The sequence below is a fragment of the Geoglobus acetivorans genome, assembly GCF_039641995.1.
GTDB lineage: Archaea > Halobacteriota > Archaeoglobi > Archaeoglobales > Archaeoglobaceae > Geoglobus > Geoglobus acetivorans.
The window spans coordinates 999,945-1,019,029 of sequence record NZ_CP087714.1 but is presented as its reverse complement, the minus strand read 5'-3'; the positions used below and the strand labels follow the sequence as shown (position 1 = coordinate 1,019,029).

31 protein-coding genes are annotated in these 19,085 nt (G+C 45.8%); 2 read left to right on the top strand and 29 right to left on the bottom strand.

Annotated features, from left to right (window positions below; translation table 11 throughout):
• The first annotated feature begins 35 nt into the window (after positions 1–35).
• Together LPQ35_RS06040 and LPQ35_RS06035 are read left to right on the top strand one after the other, a co-directional pair.
• Positions 36–1,241, top strand: coding sequence for a hypothetical protein (locus LPQ35_RS06040; protein WP_193807765.1), 1,206 nt, complete (start codon positions 36–38; stop codon positions 1,239–1,241).
• Positions 1,242–1,735: 494 nt separating this feature from the next.
• Complete coding sequence (locus LPQ35_RS06035) at positions 1,736–2,263, top strand: hypothetical protein (RefSeq protein WP_193807764.1); 528 nt, start codon at positions 1,736–1,738, stop codon at positions 2,261–2,263.
• Between the two features lie 136 nt (positions 2,264–2,399).
• On the opposite strand, the gene LPQ35_RS06030 is transcribed toward LPQ35_RS06035, so the two are convergent.
• The 29 genes from LPQ35_RS06030 to rpl4p are packed head-to-tail and all read right to left on the bottom strand — an operon-like array spanning position 2,400 to position 19,085.
• Entirely contained in the window at positions 2,400–3,431 is a 1,032-nt protein-coding gene (locus LPQ35_RS06030; protein WP_193807763.1) for an mRNA surveillance protein pelota, read from the bottom strand.
• On the bottom strand, positions 3,400–4,536 hold the full coding sequence (locus tag LPQ35_RS06025; protein ID WP_193807762.1) for a hypothetical protein: 1,137 nt from the start codon (positions 4,534–4,536) through the stop codon (positions 3,400–3,402). Before LPQ35_RS06025 ends, LPQ35_RS06030 begins: the two co-directional genes overlap by 32 nt.
• Complete coding sequence (locus LPQ35_RS06020; protein WP_193807761.1) at positions 4,533–5,270, bottom strand: DNA polymerase sliding clamp; 738 nt, start codon at positions 5,268–5,270, stop codon at positions 4,533–4,535. The genes LPQ35_RS06025 and LPQ35_RS06020 overlap by 4 nt, the downstream gene beginning before the upstream one ends.
• Before the next feature lie 50 nt (positions 5,271–5,320).
• Positions 5,321–6,313: an RNA-guided pseudouridylation complex pseudouridine synthase subunit Cbf5 gene (locus tag LPQ35_RS06015; protein WP_203219010.1), complete on the bottom strand. Its 993-nt coding sequence runs from the start codon at positions 6,311–6,313 to the stop codon at positions 5,321–5,323.
• A complete protein-coding gene (gene cmk, locus LPQ35_RS06010; RefSeq protein WP_193807759.1) occupies positions 6,303–6,842 on the bottom strand; it encodes a (d)CMP kinase in 540 nt (179 codons plus the stop codon). Before cmk ends, LPQ35_RS06015 begins: the two co-directional genes overlap by 11 nt.
• An 11-nt stretch (positions 6,843–6,853) precedes the next feature.
• On the bottom strand, positions 6,854–7,435 hold the full coding sequence (locus LPQ35_RS06005; RefSeq protein WP_193807758.1) for an EMC3/TMCO1 family protein: 582 nt from the start codon (positions 7,433–7,435) through the stop codon (positions 6,854–6,856).
• Positions 7,432–8,913 (bottom strand): preprotein translocase subunit SecY, encoded by a 1,482-nt coding sequence (gene secY / locus LPQ35_RS06000; protein ID WP_193807757.1) that lies wholly within the window; start codon positions 8,911–8,913, stop codon positions 7,432–7,434. The genes LPQ35_RS06005 and secY overlap by 4 nt, the downstream gene beginning before the upstream one ends.
• Before the next feature lie 25 nt (positions 8,914–8,938).
• Positions 8,939–9,472, bottom strand: coding sequence for an uL15 family ribosomal protein (locus LPQ35_RS05995; RefSeq protein WP_193807756.1), 534 nt, complete (start codon positions 9,470–9,472; stop codon positions 8,939–8,941).
• 5 nt (positions 9,473–9,477) lie between these two features.
• Positions 9,478–9,939: a 50S ribosomal protein L30 gene (locus LPQ35_RS05990; protein ID WP_193807755.1), complete on the bottom strand. Its 462-nt coding sequence runs from the start codon at positions 9,937–9,939 to the stop codon at positions 9,478–9,480.
• Between the two features lie 5 nt (positions 9,940–9,944).
• Positions 9,945–10,535 (bottom strand): 30S ribosomal protein S5, encoded by a 591-nt coding sequence (locus tag LPQ35_RS05985; protein WP_193807754.1) that lies wholly within the window; start codon positions 10,533–10,535, stop codon positions 9,945–9,947.
• Between the two features lie 4 nt (positions 10,536–10,539).
• Positions 10,540–11,097 (bottom strand): 50S ribosomal protein L18, encoded by a 558-nt coding sequence (locus LPQ35_RS05980; protein WP_193807753.1) that lies wholly within the window; start codon positions 11,095–11,097, stop codon positions 10,540–10,542.
• Positions 11,098–11,102: 5 nt separating this feature from the next.
• Positions 11,103–11,549 (bottom strand): 50S ribosomal protein L19e, encoded by a 447-nt coding sequence (locus LPQ35_RS05975; RefSeq protein WP_193807752.1) that lies wholly within the window; start codon positions 11,547–11,549, stop codon positions 11,103–11,105.
• Between the two features lies 1 nt (position 11,550).
• Positions 11,551–11,964, bottom strand: a complete 414-nt coding sequence (locus LPQ35_RS05970) for a 50S ribosomal protein L32e (RefSeq protein ID WP_193807751.1) — start codon at positions 11,962–11,964, stop codon at positions 11,551–11,553.
• A gap of 10 nt (positions 11,965–11,974) precedes the next feature.
• The gene (locus LPQ35_RS05965) at positions 11,975–12,511 is read right to left on the bottom strand and encodes a 50S ribosomal protein L6 (RefSeq protein WP_193807750.1); all 537 of its coding nucleotides are present in this window, start codon (positions 12,509–12,511) and stop codon (positions 11,975–11,977) included.
• A 10-nt stretch (positions 12,512–12,521) separates the two neighbouring features.
• Entirely contained in the window at positions 12,522–12,911 is a 390-nt protein-coding gene (locus LPQ35_RS05960) for a 30S ribosomal protein S8 (protein ID WP_193807749.1), read from the bottom strand.
• Between the two features lie 9 nt (positions 12,912–12,920).
• A complete protein-coding gene (locus LPQ35_RS05955; RefSeq protein WP_048093941.1) occupies positions 12,921–13,076 on the bottom strand; it encodes a 30S ribosomal protein S14 in 156 nt (51 codons plus the stop codon).
• Positions 13,077–13,078: 2 nt separating this feature from the next.
• The gene (locus LPQ35_RS05950) at positions 13,079–13,579 is read right to left on the bottom strand and encodes a 50S ribosomal protein L5 (RefSeq protein ID WP_193807748.1); all 501 of its coding nucleotides are present in this window, start codon (positions 13,577–13,579) and stop codon (positions 13,079–13,081) included.
• 4 nt (positions 13,580–13,583) lie between these two features.
• Entirely contained in the window at positions 13,584–14,282 is a 699-nt protein-coding gene (locus LPQ35_RS05945) for a 30S ribosomal protein S4e (RefSeq protein WP_193807747.1), read from the bottom strand.
• 5 nt (positions 14,283–14,287) lie between these two features.
• Entirely contained in the window at positions 14,288–14,635 is a 348-nt protein-coding gene (rplX, locus tag LPQ35_RS05940) for a 50S ribosomal protein L24 (RefSeq protein WP_193807746.1), read from the bottom strand.
• Positions 14,636–14,644: 9 nt separating this feature from the next.
• Positions 14,645–15,043 (bottom strand): 50S ribosomal protein L14, encoded by a 399-nt coding sequence (locus LPQ35_RS05935; protein WP_048093389.1) that lies wholly within the window; start codon positions 15,041–15,043, stop codon positions 14,645–14,647.
• On the bottom strand, positions 15,040–15,363 hold the full coding sequence (locus LPQ35_RS05930) for a 30S ribosomal protein S17 (RefSeq protein ID WP_048093388.1): 324 nt from the start codon (positions 15,361–15,363) through the stop codon (positions 15,040–15,042). Before LPQ35_RS05930 ends, LPQ35_RS05935 begins: the two co-directional genes overlap by 4 nt.
• Before the next feature lie 6 nt (positions 15,364–15,369).
• Positions 15,370–15,642: a ribonuclease P protein subunit gene (locus tag LPQ35_RS05925; protein ID WP_193807745.1), complete on the bottom strand. Its 273-nt coding sequence runs from the start codon at positions 15,640–15,642 to the stop codon at positions 15,370–15,372.
• Between the two features lie 2 nt (positions 15,643–15,644).
• Positions 15,645–15,842, bottom strand: a complete 198-nt coding sequence (gene rpmC, locus LPQ35_RS05920) for a 50S ribosomal protein L29 (RefSeq protein WP_193807744.1) — start codon at positions 15,840–15,842, stop codon at positions 15,645–15,647.
• Positions 15,811–16,491 carry a 30S ribosomal protein S3 gene (locus LPQ35_RS05915; RefSeq protein WP_193807743.1) on the bottom strand — a complete coding sequence of 227 codons (681 nt, stop codon included), beginning with the start codon at positions 16,489–16,491 and terminating at the stop codon, positions 15,811–15,813. Before LPQ35_RS05915 ends, rpmC begins: the two co-directional genes overlap by 32 nt.
• A complete protein-coding gene (gene rplV / locus LPQ35_RS05910; RefSeq protein ID WP_193807742.1) occupies positions 16,491–16,952 on the bottom strand; it encodes a 50S ribosomal protein L22 in 462 nt (153 codons plus the stop codon). The genes LPQ35_RS05915 and rplV overlap by 1 nt, the downstream gene beginning before the upstream one ends.
• Before the next feature lie 6 nt (positions 16,953–16,958).
• Positions 16,959–17,360: a 30S ribosomal protein S19 gene (gene rpsS, locus LPQ35_RS05905; RefSeq protein WP_048093384.1), complete on the bottom strand. Its 402-nt coding sequence runs from the start codon at positions 17,358–17,360 to the stop codon at positions 16,959–16,961.
• Positions 17,361–17,362: 2 nt separating this feature from the next.
• Complete coding sequence (locus LPQ35_RS05900) at positions 17,363–18,076, bottom strand: 50S ribosomal protein L2 (protein ID WP_193807741.1); 714 nt, start codon at positions 18,074–18,076, stop codon at positions 17,363–17,365.
• 11 nt (positions 18,077–18,087) lie between these two features.
• Positions 18,088–18,333, bottom strand: a complete 246-nt coding sequence (locus LPQ35_RS05895) for a 50S ribosomal protein L23 (RefSeq protein WP_048093380.1) — start codon at positions 18,331–18,333, stop codon at positions 18,088–18,090.
• Positions 18,330–19,085: a 50S ribosomal protein L4 gene (gene rpl4p / locus LPQ35_RS05890; RefSeq protein WP_193807740.1), complete on the bottom strand. Its 756-nt coding sequence runs from the start codon at positions 19,083–19,085 to the stop codon at positions 18,330–18,332. The genes LPQ35_RS05895 and rpl4p overlap by 4 nt, the downstream gene beginning before the upstream one ends.

Sequence of the window (19,085 nt, the reverse complement as noted above, 5' to 3'; positions counted from 1 at the left end):
AGTTTTTTAATTTTGACTTTTAAAATATCTATTTGATGAGAATAATTAGGAGTATCAACAACCATGCAGTTTCACCTGTCCTCGGGTTAGTGCTTGCCTTTGCGATAATTGTTGGTGGAATTGGAGTAGTTCAGCAGTTTTTCGTTCCAGTGTGGCTGAAGAATGAAGAGAGCTTGCACTACTTTGAAGTAAAGAAAGAATTCGAAAAGCTGGACGAAAAAATAATTGAGGCTGCAAATTATGGGTCCTCAGTCCTGAACATATATCTCGACACCAATTACCCGAAATACCCTTTCCTGATCACGCCCAGTAAGGCATCTTCAAGCATAAAAATTGTGAAAATCGGAGAAATGGAGTCGTCTCTCTTGTCCAGAAAAATCAACATAACGGCGTTTGTTCTTGAACCTCGCTACCACTACATGAATGTCCCCTCCGAGACCATGATTCTTGGAGAGTACTTCGCTGGAGGTAGCGATATTGGTGGAATGGACCTATATCAGAATGGCAAAGTGACGCTGCTTATTTTTGAGAGTGACGAGAAAACAGTATCCGGAAACGCCAAACTTGTCCTTGACGGGTTTGGGGAGTACAGGATTAAAAATAGTGCATGGTTCAACATCTCAGTTAATGATGGGTACGAATGGTATGTGAAGCACCTGTACAGCGTACTGTCTGAAACAGATTTGATAGTGTCTGCAGACACGAACAGTTACAGGTGGATAAACTTCACAGTCAGCCCAGATACCGAGACGCTGATGTACTTCGCCGGTAGTGGGCTGAACATCAGTAATGAACCAGCTCCTGTAAAATATACACTCGGCAGTTTCAACCTCACAGATTCCGACGGGTCATCTACTACACTTTCGGACGGGTCTGCAGTAACTGTAGATCTTTCTTCGACAAGAGATTTGAAGTCTTCGCCTTCATTTTACATAACAGGAACCACAGTACCAAACGCAGCCATAAAAGTGAACATTACTTATAATACAGGTAGTGGAACAATAAGCCAGAGCTTCACATGGTATTCCGATTCAAACGGAGTATTTCAGCTACCGATAGTGCCACCTGTTGGAGACAATGGAGAAAGGGAAAGCCCTAAAATGCCCCCTTGGGTCGAGGATACTGTAGCAACAGTTGCAAACATCCAGCTGACGTTCCCGGATGGAAGTACGACTGATTACACCATCAATTTTGTGTTCAAAAATGAAGAAGAAAATAAAAAACATGGAAATGGCAAATAACTGATGAGGCTCGTAGAAAACATTCGAAATTGGAAACTACCCAAATTGAGCATCCTACAAATTATATACTTTTTTGCAAAACCCCCTAACCAATTTTGAACAGAATCGAAAAGAGCGTCCCATTAAATCCCCATTTGTATCTAAAAGCCCCCTTAGGTAGCAGGGTTGTTTTGGATTGTATGCGATTTCTTGGTGCTGCTGGTAGTACTGAATTCCAGACACCGGATATTTCGATTTGCTTGGAAGAGAAATCTCAAATACTAATTTCCATTAGTACTAATTGGGATTAGTAGATTTCGTAAACCGTGGAAAAGAACCGACTTTTACTTTGAATAAAGAACTGCACAGTCAAAAACCCTACTCAGGACTTTTAGAACTTGGAAAAAAACATCCCCAAATCAACCCGTGTGTAAGCAAGCCCTCCAACCTCCACTCTAAATGCAGCGATGAAACGGTGACGGATGAGTGGAGAGCAACTACGGTGGTGGCCTCTAATGAAAGAAAATCTCAAAAAAGAGATGGCAAGAAAAACCATCCACATTTCCGGCCTGCTATACATACCATCCATGATCTACCTCGGGAAAGACTTCACGGCCATTATCGTTGCGGCCATCACCATCACGGCTATTCTCTTCGAATTCTCGAGGAGAAGAAGACGAACAGCTATCGACGGGCTTCTGAGAGACTACGAAAGAAAAAGAATCCCGGGATACATATACACCGGTGTTGCTTTTTCAGCAATAACCCCGTTTTTCAGCACAGAGGCGTGCATAGTTTCAGCAGTTGCAGCGTTTGCAGGAGACGGTGTTGCAGGAATAGTGAAGAGAGTGAGACCTGGGCTTGCAGTTCCGGCATTCATCCTGCCATGCCTGACCCTCATTCTTCTTCTGCCAGTGAATCCGGTTTACGCGCTCATTTCAGTGCTCATTTCCTCACTTCTTGATGGGAGGAGGTGGGAGGACAACCTCACGATACCCATTTCAGCAGCACTGAGCTACGAATTGCTCAGATTCATGCTTTAGCATGACTTCTGAAAAAGTACAGAGTCGTTTTGAGAGATCCGGAAAGAGTGTAAACGCCCTCGACATTCACATAGCAGGAGAGACAATCGCAAATGGCGCAGATGGGATCCACAACTGAAAGTGAGTAACAAAATCTCTAAATTTTGAACCTCAGCAGTCCGGCGATCCCACCAAGAGCCATCAGCTGCTTCCCCGGCTCAAATTCGCTACTCATTATGACTACCTTGCCGTTCATGTTCTCCACATCTCTCAGAAAGCTGTCAATGTCCCATTTTTCCCTTTCCTCTCTAAGAAACTCGTCCGCAACGAGAAGAATCTCCAGCGCCCCATATTCGTATGCCTTCCTGACTTCCTCAATGCCGTACACGGCCTTTCCATCCTTCGAAATTTCCTCAAGGAGCTTTTCTAGGTATTCTGCATCCCTTGCAATTCTGAGTTCTCCGGCAATTCTCTCCACAACTCCTCTCCTGACAACCTCAACAAAGCCCCTCATTCCTATGGCTGAAGCATCTGAAAGAATCGCTTTTTCAGCCATTCCTGGATCTTTATCCTTTAAAAACCTGTAGAAGTCCTCCTTGGCAAATCCTGGACCTGCAACAATTAGATAGTTGAAATCAACGTTTTTAAGCATGGCATACACATCTCCAAAAAACTCCTTCCTGGAATCCCCTCTGTCCTTGCCATAGCTCTTTGAAATTCCCGCTACCTCTTCAACGCCCCACTGCCTCAAAACACCCAGTACAGCATCCCCTTCTTCTATCGTAAGTATGGCTATGTCCGGCCGGTTCGAGCTTTCAACTGCCGCTTTTATCCTCTCAATCTGCTCATCCTTCCATCGCTCCTTAATTATGCTCAGTTCCTTACCCGGAATGATATTCAGGGTGTGATGTCCTGATTCATCAATTCCCGCTACTATCACACCCGAAATTCTCAGCCTGTTGGCGAACTTGTGAAATTCCACCTTTTCCACCCTTATACCCAGCCTCACTGTCACCATCTGCTTATCACTCCTTAGCTTATCTGAGCTTTCACTCGCACGTTTGGTGAGAGAGAAAACCACATCCCCAGGTTCAATTATGTATTTCAGATGCCAGAGATCCTCAACAGATTCAGGAATTAGCTTTATTTCCCCCTGGTCACCCTTCAGACTTTCTTCTACGATTTTCATAAACACGCCTCCTGTAATACTCCACAGGATGGTTCACCCTGCATTCGGCAACGCAGTTCAGATAAGTCTTCATCGTCGAGCAGGAAGGCACATCATAGGGCTTTCCTGCTCCTCTCATTCCGGCAATATGCTCGATCTGATACCTCGCCTTTTCCTCATCAAAGTCAGGAGCGTTTTTAAATATTTCAAGTATCTCGTCTACTGAAAATCCGATCTGAAGCATAAACGTCGTCAGAGCGAACCTCGCCGTATGCGCAACGTTAGCTGAAGCTTTGAGATCAGCGAGAATTTTCTTCATGCATGGTGGAAAGCTTTCAAAGTCTCGCACTCCCTTTATGTCATCACCCCTTCTGCTCAGCTCATATTCACTAACAATTCTTTTCAGGGCTTCAATACCTTCAATATCATAAGGAAATGGCTCAAAAAGCAAATCTCTGAGATGCTCTTCCACTATTCTGTAGAGCTCACTTTTCTTTACCTCTACATACCCGGTAGAGAGGTTTCTCGAAATGAGTTTCCACTCAGGGCTTTTAATTCTCGAACTCGCTTTTAAAAAATCGGACACGTGAACAAGGAGACCCTCGTCTCTTATCATTTTTATGCCAAAATTTGAGGCAACTATTTCCGGCAGGACTTCGCTCACGTCCTGTTCCATGGCATTTCTGAAAGCTCTGGCTAGAGATGTGGAAAACCTTCTCCTCGTTGCTTCACCAAATCCTGATACTGCCGAACGCATCATGAGGTATGAAAGTACAGATAACTTTGCCTTTGCTTCATACTCCCTGTAAATCTGAGGATCCGCTGAGAAATCACAATTTCTGAAACATTCTCCGCACAAATCACACCTGTCCCATTTTATCCCCTCACCCATGGCATATTTAGTACAAACGTCTCTGCACGGCTTTTCGCAGGTAAGACATGAAAAGGACTTTTCTTCAGGAGAAAATTCATACTTTCCTGAGTTTAAAAGTTCAGCAAGTATTTCCTCTGCCTGTTCAAGAGCATAGTCAAAAAGAACTCCTTTTCTGATCTCTTCAACCAGAAACTTAGACGGCTTTAAAAAAGGATAGTCAGAAATATAAGGTAAAATCGGAAGCAACTTCATTCTGCCTCTATTCTCGGTGCGAGTATGTACTCGACCTTCGCCTTTCCTCCAGCAACCTCAAAGACGAGTCTGACTGGATAGTTCGTTCCAAGATGGACCGTAAGCAAATCTCCTGTTCCGGCCACTTTTATGAATTCTTTAAGATATTCCACACTGAACATGCTCCTTGCCTCAGCCTTGTTAAATTCAATGAGCTCAGCTTCACTCATGTGAAAGACTATCCTGTCCACATCACCCTCAGCCTCAATGTAAAAACCTGTCGAATCGCTCCTGAAAACTACGTGGTCGCTTATCTTGTCGGCTGACGCAATTGCCTTTTTGAACTCTCCGGCATCAAGTACGATCTTGGCTGGCAGATCGAGATTTGGTATCTTGGGTTCTTTTCTTATTGCCGATGGATCAATGAGTGCCACGCTGTAAACAACACTTCCAAACTTGACCTTGAGTGTTGCCTCATCTTCCACCTTAAGCTCAACCAGTTCGTTCTTCTTTATACCCTTTGCAATGTCATAAATCCTGTTAACATCAACACCAACTGTTTTTTCTTCATCAATTGAATATGCCTCAAGATTGTCCCTTGAAACGTCCACTATCACCATCGCAACGTTTGCCGGATCTACAGCCCGTGAATGAAGCCCCTCCTCCTGAAAGTGGAATCTCGCCTCACTGACAAGAGCCACCATCGCCCTTGTAACAGCCCTGAGAACTTCACCGTCCATAATTACATCAATCATCGTTACCACCTTCTCTTTACGATTTAGTCGAATATTATTTATATTTTACTTTAAATTTCCCCTGCTCCCTTTCCCTTCCAGTATGGAGGATACGTACCCCTTTCCATGATCACTCTAAGCGTTTTCGCCACCACACCTTTTTTCATCCTGAACATTTCTTCAGCTGAAACAATTGTTTTTGCTATTGCCACAAGCTCATTTTTCAGAGTGAAGAGAGCGATAACATCGCCCGCTTTTATTGACTTTTCGATGTAGTGCATTCCCCTTGCGGTCAGATCTGCTCCATGGCAGAGTGCATCCACGGCAGTATCTTTGATCACTACCTTCTTCATTGTTTTTGCTGCCTCTTCCATGGGCATTATGATTTCCCGGAGGTACTTCTCCTCGCCGTCCTCTTTCCAGAACATGTATGCATCAAGGAGGTCGTGAAGAGTATATGTATTGCTTTCATCAAATATTCCCGTCCTTGTTCTTCTCAATTCCTGCATGTGCGCCCCGGTTCCGAGAACCTCACCAATGTCGATACAGAGTTTTCGAATATATGTTCCTGCCTCACACAACACCCTGAAAAGCACATCTCTCCCATCAATTTCGAGAACTTCGATATCTTTAATTTCTCTAATCCTCAATCTCTTTTTAACAGCAGATTTCAGAGGGGGTCTCTGGTAGATCTTCCCGACAAAAAGCTTCATCACCCTCTCAATGTCCTCCTTTCTTGCGTCAGCATGCAAATGCATCAGGGTGATGTACTCTTTATCAGACTCCTGAAGGTATTTGACGAGCTTCGTACCGTTTTCGATCAGCACAGGCAGAACTCCTGTAACCCTTGGGTCCAGCGTACCCGTATGCCCCGTTTTCTCAACCTCAAGTATTTTTCTTATCCAGACAACAACTTCGTGGCTGCTCGGACCCATTGGCTTGTCAATACAAACGAGTCCTTTCGTTATGTATTCCCTCATTGGCCGATGGTAAGGGTAAATTCCATGCTCTCCCGGTTCTCCCTCCTCCCTGATATAAAATCTGTCCTCAAAATCAGGAACCATTCTTTTCATCATATATCAGCTCCACCGCCCTGAGGATCATTTCAGCAATCTGATCTGCTGTAAACCTAGCCGAGTTAATCATGATATGGTACAGACTTCTGTCCTCGATATCTATCCCATAAATTTTCAGGTACCTCCGCTTCTCAAGTTCCTCCCTGACCTCAGTCTCATTCCTGACAACCTCTACCGGCTTTTTCTCCCTCCTTGCGATCCTCTGAATCCTTATTTCCTTGTCACAGTAAATCCAGACTTTCAAATCAGCCGGCACCATCCAGCCCGACAGCCTTCCCTCCACAACCACATTTTCATACCTGAGTGCTTCCTCTCTCTGACGTTTATCGATCAAATTGTCGATATCAGGATTGTTTTCAGCATATTTGCTGAATTCCTCAAGACTCATCCCACGTTCTCTGGCAAGTTTTCTGAAAACCTCTCCGGCAGATATGACAGGATAACCGAGTTTCTCTGAAAGCTTCCTTGCCACGGTGGTCGTTCCACTTCCGGGAGGGCCTGAAATAGTTATCCTCATTTCCTCTGAATTTACACTCCCACTTTAAGAACCTTTCTTACCACCTGGCCAAAGACGATTGAGTTGAACATGTACCACCAGATCCACCACGGAAATATCAGATAGAACTGCCCCACATGGATTTCTCCTGCAAAGGGCACATTGACTATTGGGTTCAAGGTAGATATCTTGTACATCCACATGAAAATCGGTATCGTAACAATTACAGTATAGAACATGGGGTCAAACTGCATGCTCATCAGCTGGGACTGCAGTCTCATAACCTCGTCTCTATCTTTCTCAAGCCTTTTAAGCTTCTCCTGATTGTTTTTCTTTACGGCGTCACTGTACTCTTTCTGAAACTCCATCACCTTCTGCTGAATTTCTTTCATCTTGCTGTAATCCACTGTCAGCTTTTGAATCAGCGTGCTGTAAAAAGCAGTAAACACTGCAAGAATCATGACAGTATAGAGAACTCCAAGCTGTTCGTACATGGGATCAAGAAACGGAGCAAGGACACTGCCAAGAGCTACTCGAAAATCATGGCTTATGAATATACCAATAAAAATTGTTATGCCAAGGGCACGTAAAAAATTTTTGAGAACGTCCTTCATATCTCTTCACCAAGCATTCTTCTAACAAGCGGATGCATCTCAGTTAGCTGTTCCTTGGCAAGGTCCTGATAGAGCTTGTATGCAATGCTCACGGCAAGGAGCAGGCTTGTTCCACCAACACCACCAATTGTTCCGAGCATGTTGGCGACAAGAGTCAGCAGACCAATTGCCGCACCGCCAAGCACTGTAACCTTGGGGATATACCTCTCAAGAAGTCTTTCAAGCGATTGTGGAGTTCTTCTGAAGCCCGGTACCTGCATCCCGCTCCTCGCAATCTGATTCGCCACAGTTCTGGCATCCATACCACTCGTCTCAACCCAGAAGATAGCAAAAAGTATACCTCCAGCAACAAGTATTGAAGCGTCAACCAGAAGTCGGAGAATGATCATCCACTCGGGCAGGTCTGCAAAATACGGACTTGCTTTAACAAGAGATGGTATCCAGTCCTGGGGACCTCTTACGGGGGATATCACATACATCAAACCACTTATGGGCTTACTGCCGACATATTCACCAAAGATAGTTATCCCCCTGTTATACATCAGCATTCCGAAGATCTGTATGTTGGCCTGCAGTGCCCTCACGAAGATCATCGGCAGAACGCTGGCATAAATCAGTTTTATTGGAAATCTGCCCCTTGCACCTCTTACAGCCGCATGAGCAAGAGGTATCTCAACCCTGGTTCCCTCCGCATAAACTACCAGGATTATGATGATTGCAGTAGTTATCAGCGCAAGAATCCCACCATCAACAAGCAGAAATCTGAGTCCATCTGCAGTCAGCAAAGCTTCTCCACCATAGTTCTGTGCTATCCAGAACCATCTCGGGATAATACCTGCGGGCATTGCCGAATTCGGTGGGACAACCCAGTTGAAAAGTCCCGTGATAATGCTTTGGGCAACACCAGCGAGAATGAACAGCGAGACACCGCTTCCTATGCCCCACTTAGAGACGACTTCATCCATGTAAACAATTAGAGTGCCGCCTATGAAGAGCTGGATGAATATGAGAAGCGAAACTACAGCAAGAGAGACACCAAGCTGCTCGGCAATTAGCGGGTTGGGCTTGAGAAAGCCACCCAGAATCTGAGGCAGTGCCTCGACAGCGATCATGACAAATACGAGAAATCGCTGAAAGTCCTGATATGCTGCTCGGTCATCTGGGTTGGTCAAATCGAGTTTGATTATACCTGCACCAACAAGGAGCTGCAATATGATGCTCGCAGTAACGATTGGTCCGATACCGAGAGCAATTATAGAGCCTGTTGCTCCAGCAAACAATGCTCTATACTGCTCAAAAATATCAATGGAGCTTGGGTCCAGTCCAAAAACAGGAACATTCGATAGAACGAAATACAGCAAGAGTATCGTAAGCGTCCACATCAACTTCTGATTAAATGGAACGTGCTCTGTAGGTCTCGCAACACTTGGAATCCTCTCAAAATAAGGCTGTAAGGCCCTAAGAACGTAGTCGACCATCTAAACCCCCCGATAAAAATAAAGATTAGGACTCAGTCTCAATCTTTCCTCCTGCGCTTTCAACCTTCTCAATGGCCTTTGGTGTGGCATACTCAACAGATATTGCAAGCTTTTTACTGACTCTTCCCGAACCGAGCAGTCTGTAGTACCCGAGATCTGCAAGATTGATCCTGTAAACGTCACCATCCTTCTCCGCCAGCCCATTTTCGACAAGTCTGTCGGCGATTGCATCCAGGTCTCCCACGTTCAGGTCTGGCCTTGATTTCAGGTAAGCATAAAGGTAATCATCAATTGCGCCGACTGCTTTGAGTTCCATGAGTCGTTCCTTAAGCTCCTTCTGAAGGATGTACTCTCTTCTCACGACCTTTGGTCTCGTGAACCCGCTTTTGCCAATTTCATAAAGGCCTGCCTTTGCGAGCTTGACTGTCTTTATATACTTGTGCTTCAAGGCGCCTGCGTTACCTCTTCCACCTCTGTTTCCTCCGCCCCTGTTCCTGTTCTCCCTGCCCTTGCCACACGTTCTCGACCCTCTAAACTTCTTGACCTTCTTTTTTGGCATTGCAATCACCTCATCCTGTAAATCAGTTTGGAGATATCCTCACCGTGGTATCCCAGATCTCCGCCATATCCGTAATGCCACTTGATGCTCTTCAGTCCACCCCTGGGAGGGTGCAATCTGAACACAGGCTTAAGCTCTGGCAAGTCCTTCAGACTTGCTTTACCCTCAACGACAGCCTTTGCAAACTCTTCGATGCTCTCATATCCCGTTTTCTCCTTAACGTATTCATCCGTGAGTTTTCTGTTGCCAACAAGCCTGCCTCTATTTCTCAAAAGCAATGCAAGTGTTTCTGCATCTATTTCACCATAAGCCACATAATCCTTCACGATCTGAAGCATTCCACGATAGGATGGAGTGTCCGGCACAATGACACAGTGGTACCTCTTATGAAGTCTCAACAGCCTGAGGGTGTCCTTAATTTTCCTATGAACATCTATCTGACCTCTGAGCCTGATTACTGCCAGCATCACAATCACCTCTTGAGATATACAGTCTGCCTGAGCGCTTCAAAAGTAGCTTTTGCAAAGTTTATTGTTGTTTTGGTCTGACCCCTTGTGAAGGTCCAGACATCCTTGACTCCAGCAAGCTCAAGCACCTTCTTTGCAACATCTCCTGCAACAAGTCCAAGTCCTTTTGGTCCGGGAATGAGCGTAACCTCAACGCTTCCTGCCGTTCCTTTGACCTTCGCAGGAACACTGTGTTCTCCTCCACAACCACACTCCCAGGAGCCGCATCCAAGTTGAACCCTGAAAAGATTTATTTTTGCATTTCTGATTGCTTTCTGAATTGCAGGAGCTACCTGAGACGCCTTCCCCACACCAATGCCAACGTAACCGTTCCTGTTACCCACAACAGCGGTAACCCTGAACTTCAACCTCCTGCCGCTGTCGGTCATTCTCTGAACAAGATTGATCTCGAGAACTTCATCTTCAAGGTCAGGAAGGAGAACATCAACTATTTCCGGCTCTTTTAATGGAAGGCCACTGGCTATTGCTTCATCAATCGTCTTTATCTTTCCTTCTGCTACAAGTCTCCCCAGTCTGGTTCGTGGTTTCCACTCCATTCAATCACCCCATAATCTTTGATTTTACATCATCAACATGGCCGGGAAGTTCTGTAGGTTTCAACCCTCTCTTTTCGTATTCCGAGAATTTTTCTGGGTTCTGTTCGTAATACTGCGCGATGTGTTCACCTCTGGTCCTAGAATCATCAGGCAGTATTCCGTCACTGTGCGGAACCTCGAGGCCTGCTTCAACCGCACCCTTGAGCACAGCGAAGATTCTTGCACCTTTTGACGGAGTCTTCAGGCCAATATCGAGGATAGCCTCTTCTATTCCTGCACCAAGCGCCTTCTTACCAATGAGCAAGCCAGTGAGATACGCAGCGGGTGTGTTATTCAGATCCCCTTTCCATCCATATTTTTCAAGCTCCTTTGAATCCGCATAAACGAGAGTCCTGTCACCATCTGGATGGTAATCCACAATCTGAGCGATGACCCTCCTATTCGTAATTCTGACAACTAGTCTTGGTTTTCTTGAAAGGAGGAGTTTCAACCTCTTCCTATAATTTGTTTTGCCCTCTCTCCTTCTCCTGTACGGAACCTTATATGCTGGACCTTTTGCCATTTAAATCACCTCAGCAAACCATGTGTTTCAAGATACTGATTAAGGTGAGCTATGCTCCTGAACTCGCCACCCTTTGCCTTCCTGTAAAGCATCCGGTAAGTCTTAGCATCAAGAGCTCCCTCCTCCTTAAGCTGCCTGAGTCTTTTTCTCAGGGCTCTGATCCTGATGATCCATGCCCTCTTCCTGGGCATTCTTGCAGTAGCTCTTCCCTTCCTCCTTCCATGACCTCTCCGTCTCCCCTTCTTTCTCTGGGCTTTTCTCTTGTTTATTCTCGCTCTGCTTATGCCATTTACAGGCTTTCTCCTTATCAGCCCTCTCTCAATTAATTCTCTTACGTCCTCTTTTGTTGCTGCGCCCGCAATCTCGTCAAGAGCATCGGGGTCCATCCAGACCCTGTGAACGCCACAATCAAGTATCTCAGCTGCCAACTTCCTCTGGAATTTCAGATTCATTTCAATCACCCTTAACCGGATTGAGCACCTTTATTCCCAATTCCTTGGCCTTTTCCTCAATCAACAGCCTCTTTTTAAGCCCAACCCTTGATGCAATCCTTACTGCCTGAAACTCAGGGTTCACACTCTCAAGCTCCTTTGGATTGTGGATCAACACCTCTTCGTATCCCGATGGGTGCAAGCCCCGTACTCCTGCAGGCGATGAAAATCCCGGGTTCGGGAGTACTCTGCCACTCCACTTTCCACCATATCTTTCTCTCCACTTATTGTGTCTGCCCCTCGGCCTTCTCCATCCAAGGTCTTTGAGCTTGAGCTTTTTATGAGCTTCAAAGTGTCTGAATTCAGGCTTTCTCGATTTCATCCTTCTTCTGAGCTTTAGAAGCCTAACTTTTTCCTTTGGCAGATTTGGATTCATTCAAACCACCTCACGGCTTTTCAACAATGTAAATTCCATCCTGGAACACTCTAATATCCAGATTCTTTTTCTTTGTAGCCTGCTCAATATTTGCTGCTGTCTGACCACATTCCTCCTTGTCCACGCCGGTTACGATAATTTCATTACCCTGTACTTTTACCTCAGCTCTGCCAAATATTCTTGCCTTTCTTGGATGTTTTTCTCCAAGGAAGTTCTCGATAATTACTTCTTTGCCCTCAACCCTTACCTTCATGGGGAAGTGGGAATAGAGTATTCTGAGTCTATATTCGAATCCTTCAGTAACACCCCTGATCAGATTATTGATGTGAGCGGCAAAAGTACCCACCATGGCCTTAACCTTCGATTTCCTGTCCTCAGTGTACACCCTGACCTTTCCGTCAAGTTTTTCAATGAAAATGCCTCTGTACTTCAGAAATCGCTCATTGTTCCCCTTAGGTCCGCTAACCTTGATAGTATATCCATTAACTCCATCTCCCTGAATTTCGAGGGTGACATTTTCTGGTACCTCTACAAACCTTTCTTCCATTGCAACCACCTCAGTAGACGTAAGCAAGCAAAACCCCGCCCAGTCCTCTTTCTATGGCATCTTTCTGGGACATCACACCTTCAGTTGTCGAGACGATGAGGATTCCAAAATCTCTCGCAGGCAGATATCTCTTTTCAAACTTTTCGTATTCTGTTCTCTTCACTGAAAACCTCGGCCGCACTGCACCACAATCATTGATTCTCCCGCTGAGTTCAACAACAATCGCACCACCTTTGGGATCATCCTTGACTTCAAAGCCCTTAATGTAGCCATAATCCTTCATGACCGCGAGAATCTTACCGACAAGCTTTGAAGCTGGCCTTATTTCCACCTTCGATTTTCCGATGACCTCTGCATTTTTTATTGCTGACATTGCGTTTGATACTGCATCAAGCTGCATTATACCACCTCACCAGTATTTCTTAAAACCAAGCTCCTTAGCAACCTCTCTGAAGCACTGCCTGCAGAGGTAAAGACCGTATTTCCGCACTACGCCTCGTTTTCTCCCACATCTTCTGCAGGGATTAGCGTTCCTACCAAACCTCTTGGTTCTTTCCTTCGCCATAATCATTCAACCTCCACACCGAGTGATTTGAGAAACTCTATCGTATCTTCCTTAGTTACCCTATGAGGTTTACCAATCTTGCTCTTCGCAATTTTTCTTCTCGCAACCCTGTAGCCCCTCCTCTTGAGAGACACCACAACATCCATTCCATATATGCCCATATCCGGATCGTAATCAACACCCGGAAGGTCAATATGCTCCTGAATGCCGAATGAAAAGTTTCCATCGCTAATCTGCCTTCTGCTCAGCCGGAATTCCTTGACAGTTAGGGCTCTCTTCAAGAATTCAAGAGCATCATCACCTCTGAGAGTTACTTTAGCACCAATTGCTTCACCTTTTCGAATTCCAAAGTTTCTGATCGTCTTCTTTGAATATGTTGAGGTTGGCTGCTTTCCGGTGAGTTCCTCAAGGAGTTGAAGAGCCCTCTTCTGTCTTTCCCCACTCTCCCCGACTCCGATATTTATAACGACCTTGTCAATTATCACTTCTCTCATCGGATTCATTTAGCTACACCCCCAGATCGATCACTGGCTTTTCATCATCCTTTGAGCCAACAACGAAAATGTATTGTTCAACTGTTGTGTACTCGTTGCCCCCGATCTCGATTGTCACGAGATTTGGTGCCGAACCTCTGACCACCTTGTACGATTTGAGCCTTGCAAGTTCACCTGCATGTGTGCCTCCTGTAACAACTACAAGAGCGCCCTCTTCGAACCTGAGATGCTGCAAGATCTCCTTCTCAGGAATCTTTACCAGAACACTATCCTTTGTTTTGAATTCATTTGAGCCAATTATGTTCGTCCCATCGAACAGGTTGAGCTGAACCACTCCTCCTTTAAGCGTGGTTTTATTGTTGATTCTGTAAAGCTTCTTATCGTGGTCCTCCACTTCTATTGGAACATATCTGCCCTTTTCGTCGAAGACGATCCTGTAATTGACATCCATTTTTGGAACCGAAACTATATCGAAAAAGCCTACCGGGAATTTGTAGTCTCTCCGGGGAATGCCGTCAACCAGAATCTCGCCACTGGCAATCACTCTCCTCGCCTCTCTTGCAGTATCAGCAAGTTCGAGGAAATCTCTAACAACCACTAAAAGTGGAAGAGCATTCCTATCATGAGGGCCCGGTGAAGGTCTCACCAACCATTTCTTAACCTTTCTTGGAACTTTATATGTCTTCGGTGCGCTTAATCTTTTCTGATGCATGAAAATCACCTCTTAAGGATTTTTTCTCTAACCTCATCTCCCTCTCCAAGCTCGACAATCATAACGTTGGATGGATGGGTGGGCAGGGAAACTTCCTCACCGTTCGCTTTCTTAACCACAACACCCTCGATGAGGATCCTGAGTCTTTTCATGTCAACTTCGAGAACCTTGCCAGTATGCCCAGCAAAGTTGCCTCTCATCACCTTAACCTTGTCCCCTTTTCTTATCCTGATTGTTCTCTTGCCATATTTTTTCCTCAATTCCTTGGAGAGAGTCGCATGAAGGAACCTGTGCCTCTGATGGAGTTTTGCCTCATATACCTTCTTTCTCTGCTTTCTGGGTTGTTTTGACATGATATCACCTCACACAATTATCGTGGCTATAGAGCCAATTTTGCTGAATCTTTCAGCTGCTTCTCTTGCAACAGGTCCTCTTATCTCAGTTCCCTTTGGATTGCCGCTTGGATCTGTGATCACAGCAGCGTTATCCTCAAATTTGACCCTTGTTCCATCAGGCCTGCGATATTCCTTCCTCTGTCTGACAATAACTGCATAGTGAACCTGCTTTCGTATATCGGGACTGCCCTTCTTAACACTGACAACAACAATGTCACCAACCCCAGCAGCAGGGTATCTCCTCCTCACACCCTTGTAAGTCTTAACAGCGATTATCTCAAGTTCCCTTGCACCTGTATTGTCAGCACATACCAGCCTGGCTCCTGTTGGTAACGCCCTTGGAACAACCGCTTTCTTCGCCTTCATTCCTCCACCACCCTCTCAACTATCACAAAGCTTTTTGTCTTGCTTATCGGTCTGCATTCAGCAATCGTTACAATGTCTCCTGGCTTGGCATCTATGCACGGAGGATTGTGTGCATGCATCTTGCTCCTCTTTTTCAGGTATCTCTCATATTTTGGCACGTACCTGATCAGCTCCCTTTCAATCACGGCAGATTTTTCGTATGTCTTTACAACCCGGCCTCTGAATATCTGACCCCTCACAGAAAGACTTCCGTGAAACGGACAGTTTTTGTCGTTACATTCCTTTTCAGGAGGATTAACATTAATTCCAATATCTCTCATCCACCATCACCCTTTCATTCTGCTTACGAGCATCATACCTCTCATTATTCTTTCTTCGGGTCTGAAGGAGATCAGACTGCCATCGACAAGATACCTGCGTCCTTCGACCATCACTGCAAACTTCCTTCCTTCCTTTGCAACGGTCTTGAGACCATTTTCAGTCTTCAGCTTCAAAGTCCTCATCGTCTCATCAACCACCATGCCCTTCAGACCCGCTTCAAATTTGTTAGGACTCTCCACCACCTCAACACTCAGTCCAATCCAGTCTCTCGCCAGCACCTTTATACCCTGTAGCCTTCTTCCCTCAGAGCGAGCTTTACCCTTGCGATGTCTTTTCTTACAGCCCTTAGCTGGCCCGGATTCTCCAGTGCTCCACCGCTCCTTACGAGAGTTCTCAGCCTCAGAAGTTCGTTCTCCAGTTCGTTCAATTTTTTTAGTTTTTCCTCTCTACTCATTTCTCTGATCTCCTGCATCCTCATTTGCACTCACCTCTTCCTTCTGCTCAGAAACGGGCTCCGGCTCTTCTTCCTGTACCTCCACATCCCTGACATAAATTTCGTCGGGTAGCTCAACATCAGGCGGGATTATTCTGACCCTGATGCCATACACACCCAGTTTTTTGATCGCAATATCGAATCCCTCGTCAACCATGCTCTCGGCCGGTTCACCGGTATGAATGACTGTCCCTGCCACAAACTTTTCAGTTCTTGCTCTCTCGCTCGTGAGCTTCCCGCTTATCTCAATTTCGCATCCCTTTGCACCGGCATCCATTATTCTGTAAAGGAACCTGTATCCTGCCTTTCTAAAATACCATCCCCTCTCAAGTGCCCTTGCAAGGAGAGATGCCATGAGCTGAGCGTTAAACTCTGGCTTCTTGATCTCATCAACTGCAACCTGAGGATTGTCGAGGCCGAAATCCTTGAGCCTGTCAGTGAGTTTCTTTATTCTTCTTCCACCCCTGCCAATTACAAGACCCGGTCTCTCGACGAAGAGTGTTACCTGAGTTCCAAGAGGCGTTCTAACAATATCTATCCCACCAAACCCTGCGTTCCTGACCTCATCGACGATCCATTCTTTGACCCTGAGCTTCCTTACCCTTTCCTCAACAAATTTTCTTTCCACCGCCATTATCGCACCTCGGCCACAATTTCTACTGTCGTGAGAATCTTAAACTTCGGAGTAGCTCTACCATATGCTCTCGGCATGTATCTCTTGATTACTCTGCCTTTCTTAGCCTGTGCGTGTGTTATAACAAGCCTGTTAAGCTCGAGTCCCTTGTATTCAGCATTTGCCTTCAGATTCTCAAGAACCTTGAGGATGTAGGTGGATGCTTTGACAGGATATCTACCAGCATACCATTTCTCAAGGCCTTTCTTGTGAGCTACCTTTTTCTTGTGATTCTTGAAGGGAACTGCTCTCTCCATGGCAACGACATCTTCAAGGTACTCGATTGCATCATCTATTTTCTTTCCTTTAATTGCCCTGCAGATCTCCACGGCATGTTTGAAGCTTATTGGCATCTCATATCCCATCGCTTTGGCTGCGTTCAGCTCATCCTTTGGCCTGTAAGCATAATTAACCCTCGCCATAGGTCATCACTTCAGTGGCACAAATTTACTGCTTCTGGTAGCACCAACACCAGGTCCAGAATGCTTCTCGAATCTCCTTGTGTGCGCAAACTCACCGAGTCTGTGTCCGATCATTTCTGGTTTCACCTCTACTCTGACGAACTCCTTGCCGTTGTAGACGAAAATGACCTTTCCGACCATTTCAGGTAACACAATCATGTCCCTGCAGTGTGTCCTTGCCGTTCCTTTCTTCCTGAGCCTTCTAAGGAACTTTTCTTCCTGCTCCGTGAAGCCTCTCTTTATTTTTCTCCTTTCTCTTGCTGGCAATAGCTCAGCAATCTGCTCAAGTGACATCTTCTGCAACTCTTCAAGCGTGTAACCGCGATACCTGAATTCTTTTGGCCTGACTACCTTACTCTTCAGCGCCATAATTATCGCCTCACACCCGTTCTTCTTGCAGCAATACTACCTACCTTCCTTCCTGGAGGAGCATTTCTGCTGATTGTCTTGGGCTTACCAACATGCTGATGCTTACCGCCACCAAATGGATGGTCCACAGCGTTCATTGCCACACCCCTCACACGAGGCCATTTTGCTGCCTTGCTCTTCATCTTGTGATACTTCTTGCCTGCCTTTACAAACGGTTTGTCAGCCCTTCCAGCTCCAGCCACCACACCGATCATCGCCCTGCACATCGGGTTGAACCATTTCATGGTGCCTGACGGAAGCTGAACCAGCACTCTGTCTTCCTCGTGAGCCACAACGAAGGCATAGGTTCCACTTGCCCTCGCAAATTTGCCACCATCACCCGGAATGTGCTCGATATTGCATATCGGTGTTCCCTCAGGGATGTTTTTGAGATAGGTTACATTGCCAAGATCGATCCCAGCTTTTTCTCCAGCCTGAATCCTGTCTCCTACGCCCTTGCCCTCCACAGCAAGAACGTATTCCTTCCTTCCATCTGGAAGCCTTACAAGGAACAAAGGACCATTTCTGGCCGAGTCGTGGACAACGTCCTCTATTTTTGCTTCAACAACGTCTCCCGTGAATTTGAGATGCCTTACATCAGCCTTGTACCTGTGAGATGGAGCCCTGTAAGTGGGAGTTCCTTTTCCCCTATTCTGGGATATTATGCGCTTACCCATTTCAGATCACCTCAGAATACACCCAGTTTTGAAAGCAGCTCTTCAGCAGAATACTCAGGTTTCAACTTTATGTATGCCTTCTTCTCACCCTTGGGCGTTATAAGGGTGTTGACCTTCTCTACTTCAACCTCAAACCTTCTCTCTACCTCTTTCGCAATCTCCTTTTTGCCGGCTCTGATGTCTACTATCGCAGTAAGAACGTTTTTCTCAAGAAGCATAGTCGTCTTTTCCGTAATCAGGAATGCCTTGAGTATCATAACCACTCCCCCAGATAGTTTACAGCAGATTTCGTATAAACAACCAGCCTCCCGGCATGTCCACCTGGAGCCAGGAGTTCAACGTTGAGGTTTCTGACCTCAACAGCATCCACTCCCGGAAGGTTTCTCGCTGCTTTCAGAACCTTGGAGCTGTTTCCGGTCACAATGAGAACGCTCTTCTTCATCTTGTATCTCCTGCCCCTCATCTTGCCTTTTCCAGCTCTGACCCTTTTTGTCGCTCTTGCCCTTTCCACATCTCCGAATACTCCAAGAGCCTTGAGAGCGTTCGCAACATCCTTGGTCTTCTCAAGAGTCTCAAAATCATCAACAACAATTTTTGGCAGGTCGCCTTCAAAAACGTGATTTCTCGCACTGACAATTTCAGGATCAAGTGTCGCGGATAGTGCAGACTTCAGGGCTTTCCTCATTTCTTTCCTGTTAATCTTTTCATCCCATTTCTTCTGCACTTTCGGTGGATGTGCCCTTCTACCACCAACGGCCTGCGGGACCTTCACAGCCCTGCTACCATTTTTCCATCTCGGCACCCTTGCATATCCATGGCCTGGACCCCAGTTTTCAGCAGCATAGTTTGTACCTGAAAGCGGATTTGGACCATAAGGCTGCCTTCTATGACTCTGAATTGCATGAACTGCCTTTCTGATTAAATCAGGTCTGAATTCCTCATTGAATGCTGACGGCAATTCGATTTCCTCAACCACTTCTCCATTAAGATCAAAAACCTTGGCCTTCAT

Coding starts and splice junctions, on each gene's coding strand:
- LPQ35_RS06040 (WP_193807765.1), top strand. CDS start 36: ATGAGAATAATTAGGAGTATCAACAACCATGCAGTTTCACCTGTCCTC.
- LPQ35_RS06035 (WP_193807764.1), top strand. CDS start 1,736: ATGAAAGAAAATCTCAAAAAAGAGATGGCAAGAAAAACCATCCACATT.
- LPQ35_RS06030 (WP_193807763.1), bottom strand. CDS start 3,431: ATGAAAATCGTAGAAGAAAGTCTGAAGGGTGACCAGGGGGAAATAAAG.
- LPQ35_RS06025 (WP_193807762.1), bottom strand. CDS start 4,536: ATGAAGTTGCTTCCGATTTTACCTTATATTTCTGACTATCCTTTTTTA.
- LPQ35_RS06020 (WP_193807761.1), bottom strand. CDS start 5,270: ATGATTGATGTAATTATGGACGGTGAAGTTCTCAGGGCTGTTACAAGG.
- LPQ35_RS06015 (WP_203219010.1), bottom strand. CDS start 6,313: ATGGTTCCTGATTTTGAGGACAGATTTTATATCAGGGAGGAGGGAGAA.
- cmk (WP_193807759.1), bottom strand. CDS start 6,842: ATGAGGATAACTATTTCAGGCCCTCCCGGAAGTGGAACGACCACCGTG.
- LPQ35_RS06005 (WP_193807758.1), bottom strand. CDS start 7,435: ATGAAGGACGTTCTCAAAAATTTTTTACGTGCCCTTGGCATAACAATT.
- secY (WP_193807757.1), bottom strand. CDS start 8,913: ATGGTCGACTACGTTCTTAGGGCCTTACAGCCTTATTTTGAGAGGATT.
- LPQ35_RS05995 (WP_193807756.1), bottom strand. CDS start 9,472: ATGCCAAAAAAGAAGGTCAAGAAGTTTAGAGGGTCGAGAACGTGTGGC.
- LPQ35_RS05990 (WP_193807755.1), bottom strand. CDS start 9,939: ATGCTGGCAGTAATCAGGCTCAGAGGTCAGATAGATGTTCATAGGAAA.
- LPQ35_RS05985 (WP_193807754.1), bottom strand. CDS start 10,535: ATGGAGTGGAAACCACGAACCAGACTGGGGAGACTTGTAGCAGAAGGA.
- LPQ35_RS05980 (WP_193807753.1), bottom strand. CDS start 11,097: ATGGCAAAAGGTCCAGCATATAAGGTTCCGTACAGGAGAAGGAGAGAG.
- LPQ35_RS05975 (WP_193807752.1), bottom strand. CDS start 11,549: ATGAATCTGAAATTCCAGAGGAAGTTGGCAGCTGAGATACTTGATTGT.
- LPQ35_RS05970 (WP_193807751.1), bottom strand. CDS start 11,964: ATGAATCCAAATCTGCCAAAGGAAAAAGTTAGGCTTCTAAAGCTCAGA.
- LPQ35_RS05965 (WP_193807750.1), bottom strand. CDS start 12,511: ATGGAAGAAAGGTTTGTAGAGGTACCAGAAAATGTCACCCTCGAAATT.
- LPQ35_RS05960 (WP_193807749.1), bottom strand. CDS start 12,911: ATGCAGCTTGATGCAGTATCAAACGCAATGTCAGCAATAAAAAATGCA.
- LPQ35_RS05955 (WP_048093941.1), bottom strand. CDS start 13,076: ATGGCGAAGGAAAGAACCAAGAGGTTTGGTAGGAACGCTAATCCCTGC.
- LPQ35_RS05950 (WP_193807748.1), bottom strand. CDS start 13,579: ATGAATCCGATGAGAGAAGTGATAATTGACAAGGTCGTTATAAATATC.
- LPQ35_RS05945 (WP_193807747.1), bottom strand. CDS start 14,282: ATGCATCAGAAAAGATTAAGCGCACCGAAGACATATAAAGTTCCAAGA.
- rplX (WP_193807746.1), bottom strand. CDS start 14,635: ATGTCAAAACAACCCAGAAAGCAGAGAAAGAAGGTATATGAGGCAAAA.
- LPQ35_RS05935 (WP_048093389.1), bottom strand. CDS start 15,043: ATGAAGGCGAAGAAAGCGGTTGTTCCAAGGGCGTTACCAACAGGAGCC.
- LPQ35_RS05930 (WP_048093388.1), bottom strand. CDS start 15,363: ATGAGAGATATTGGAATTAATGTTAATCCTCCTGAAAAGGAATGTAAC.
- rpmC (WP_193807744.1), bottom strand. CDS start 15,842: ATGAGGATGCAGGAGATCAGAGAAATGAGTAGAGAGGAAAAACTAAAA.
- LPQ35_RS05915 (WP_193807743.1), bottom strand. CDS start 16,491: ATGGCGGTGGAAAGAAAATTTGTTGAGGAAAGGGTAAGGAAGCTCAGG.
- rplV (WP_193807742.1), bottom strand. CDS start 16,952: ATGGCGAGGGTTAATTATGCTTACAGGCCAAAGGATGAGCTGAACGCA.
- rpsS (WP_048093384.1), bottom strand. CDS start 17,360: ATGGCGCTGAAGAGTAAGGTAGTCAGGCCAAAAGAATTCAGGTATCGC.
- LPQ35_RS05900 (WP_193807741.1), bottom strand. CDS start 18,076: ATGGGTAAGCGCATAATATCCCAGAATAGGGGAAAAGGAACTCCCACT.
- LPQ35_RS05895 (WP_048093380.1), bottom strand. CDS start 18,333: ATGATACTCAAGGCATTCCTGATTACGGAAAAGACGACTATGCTTCTT.
- rpl4p (WP_193807740.1), bottom strand. CDS start 19,085: ATGAAGGCCAAGGTTTTTGATCTTAATGGAGAAGTGGTTGAGGAAATC.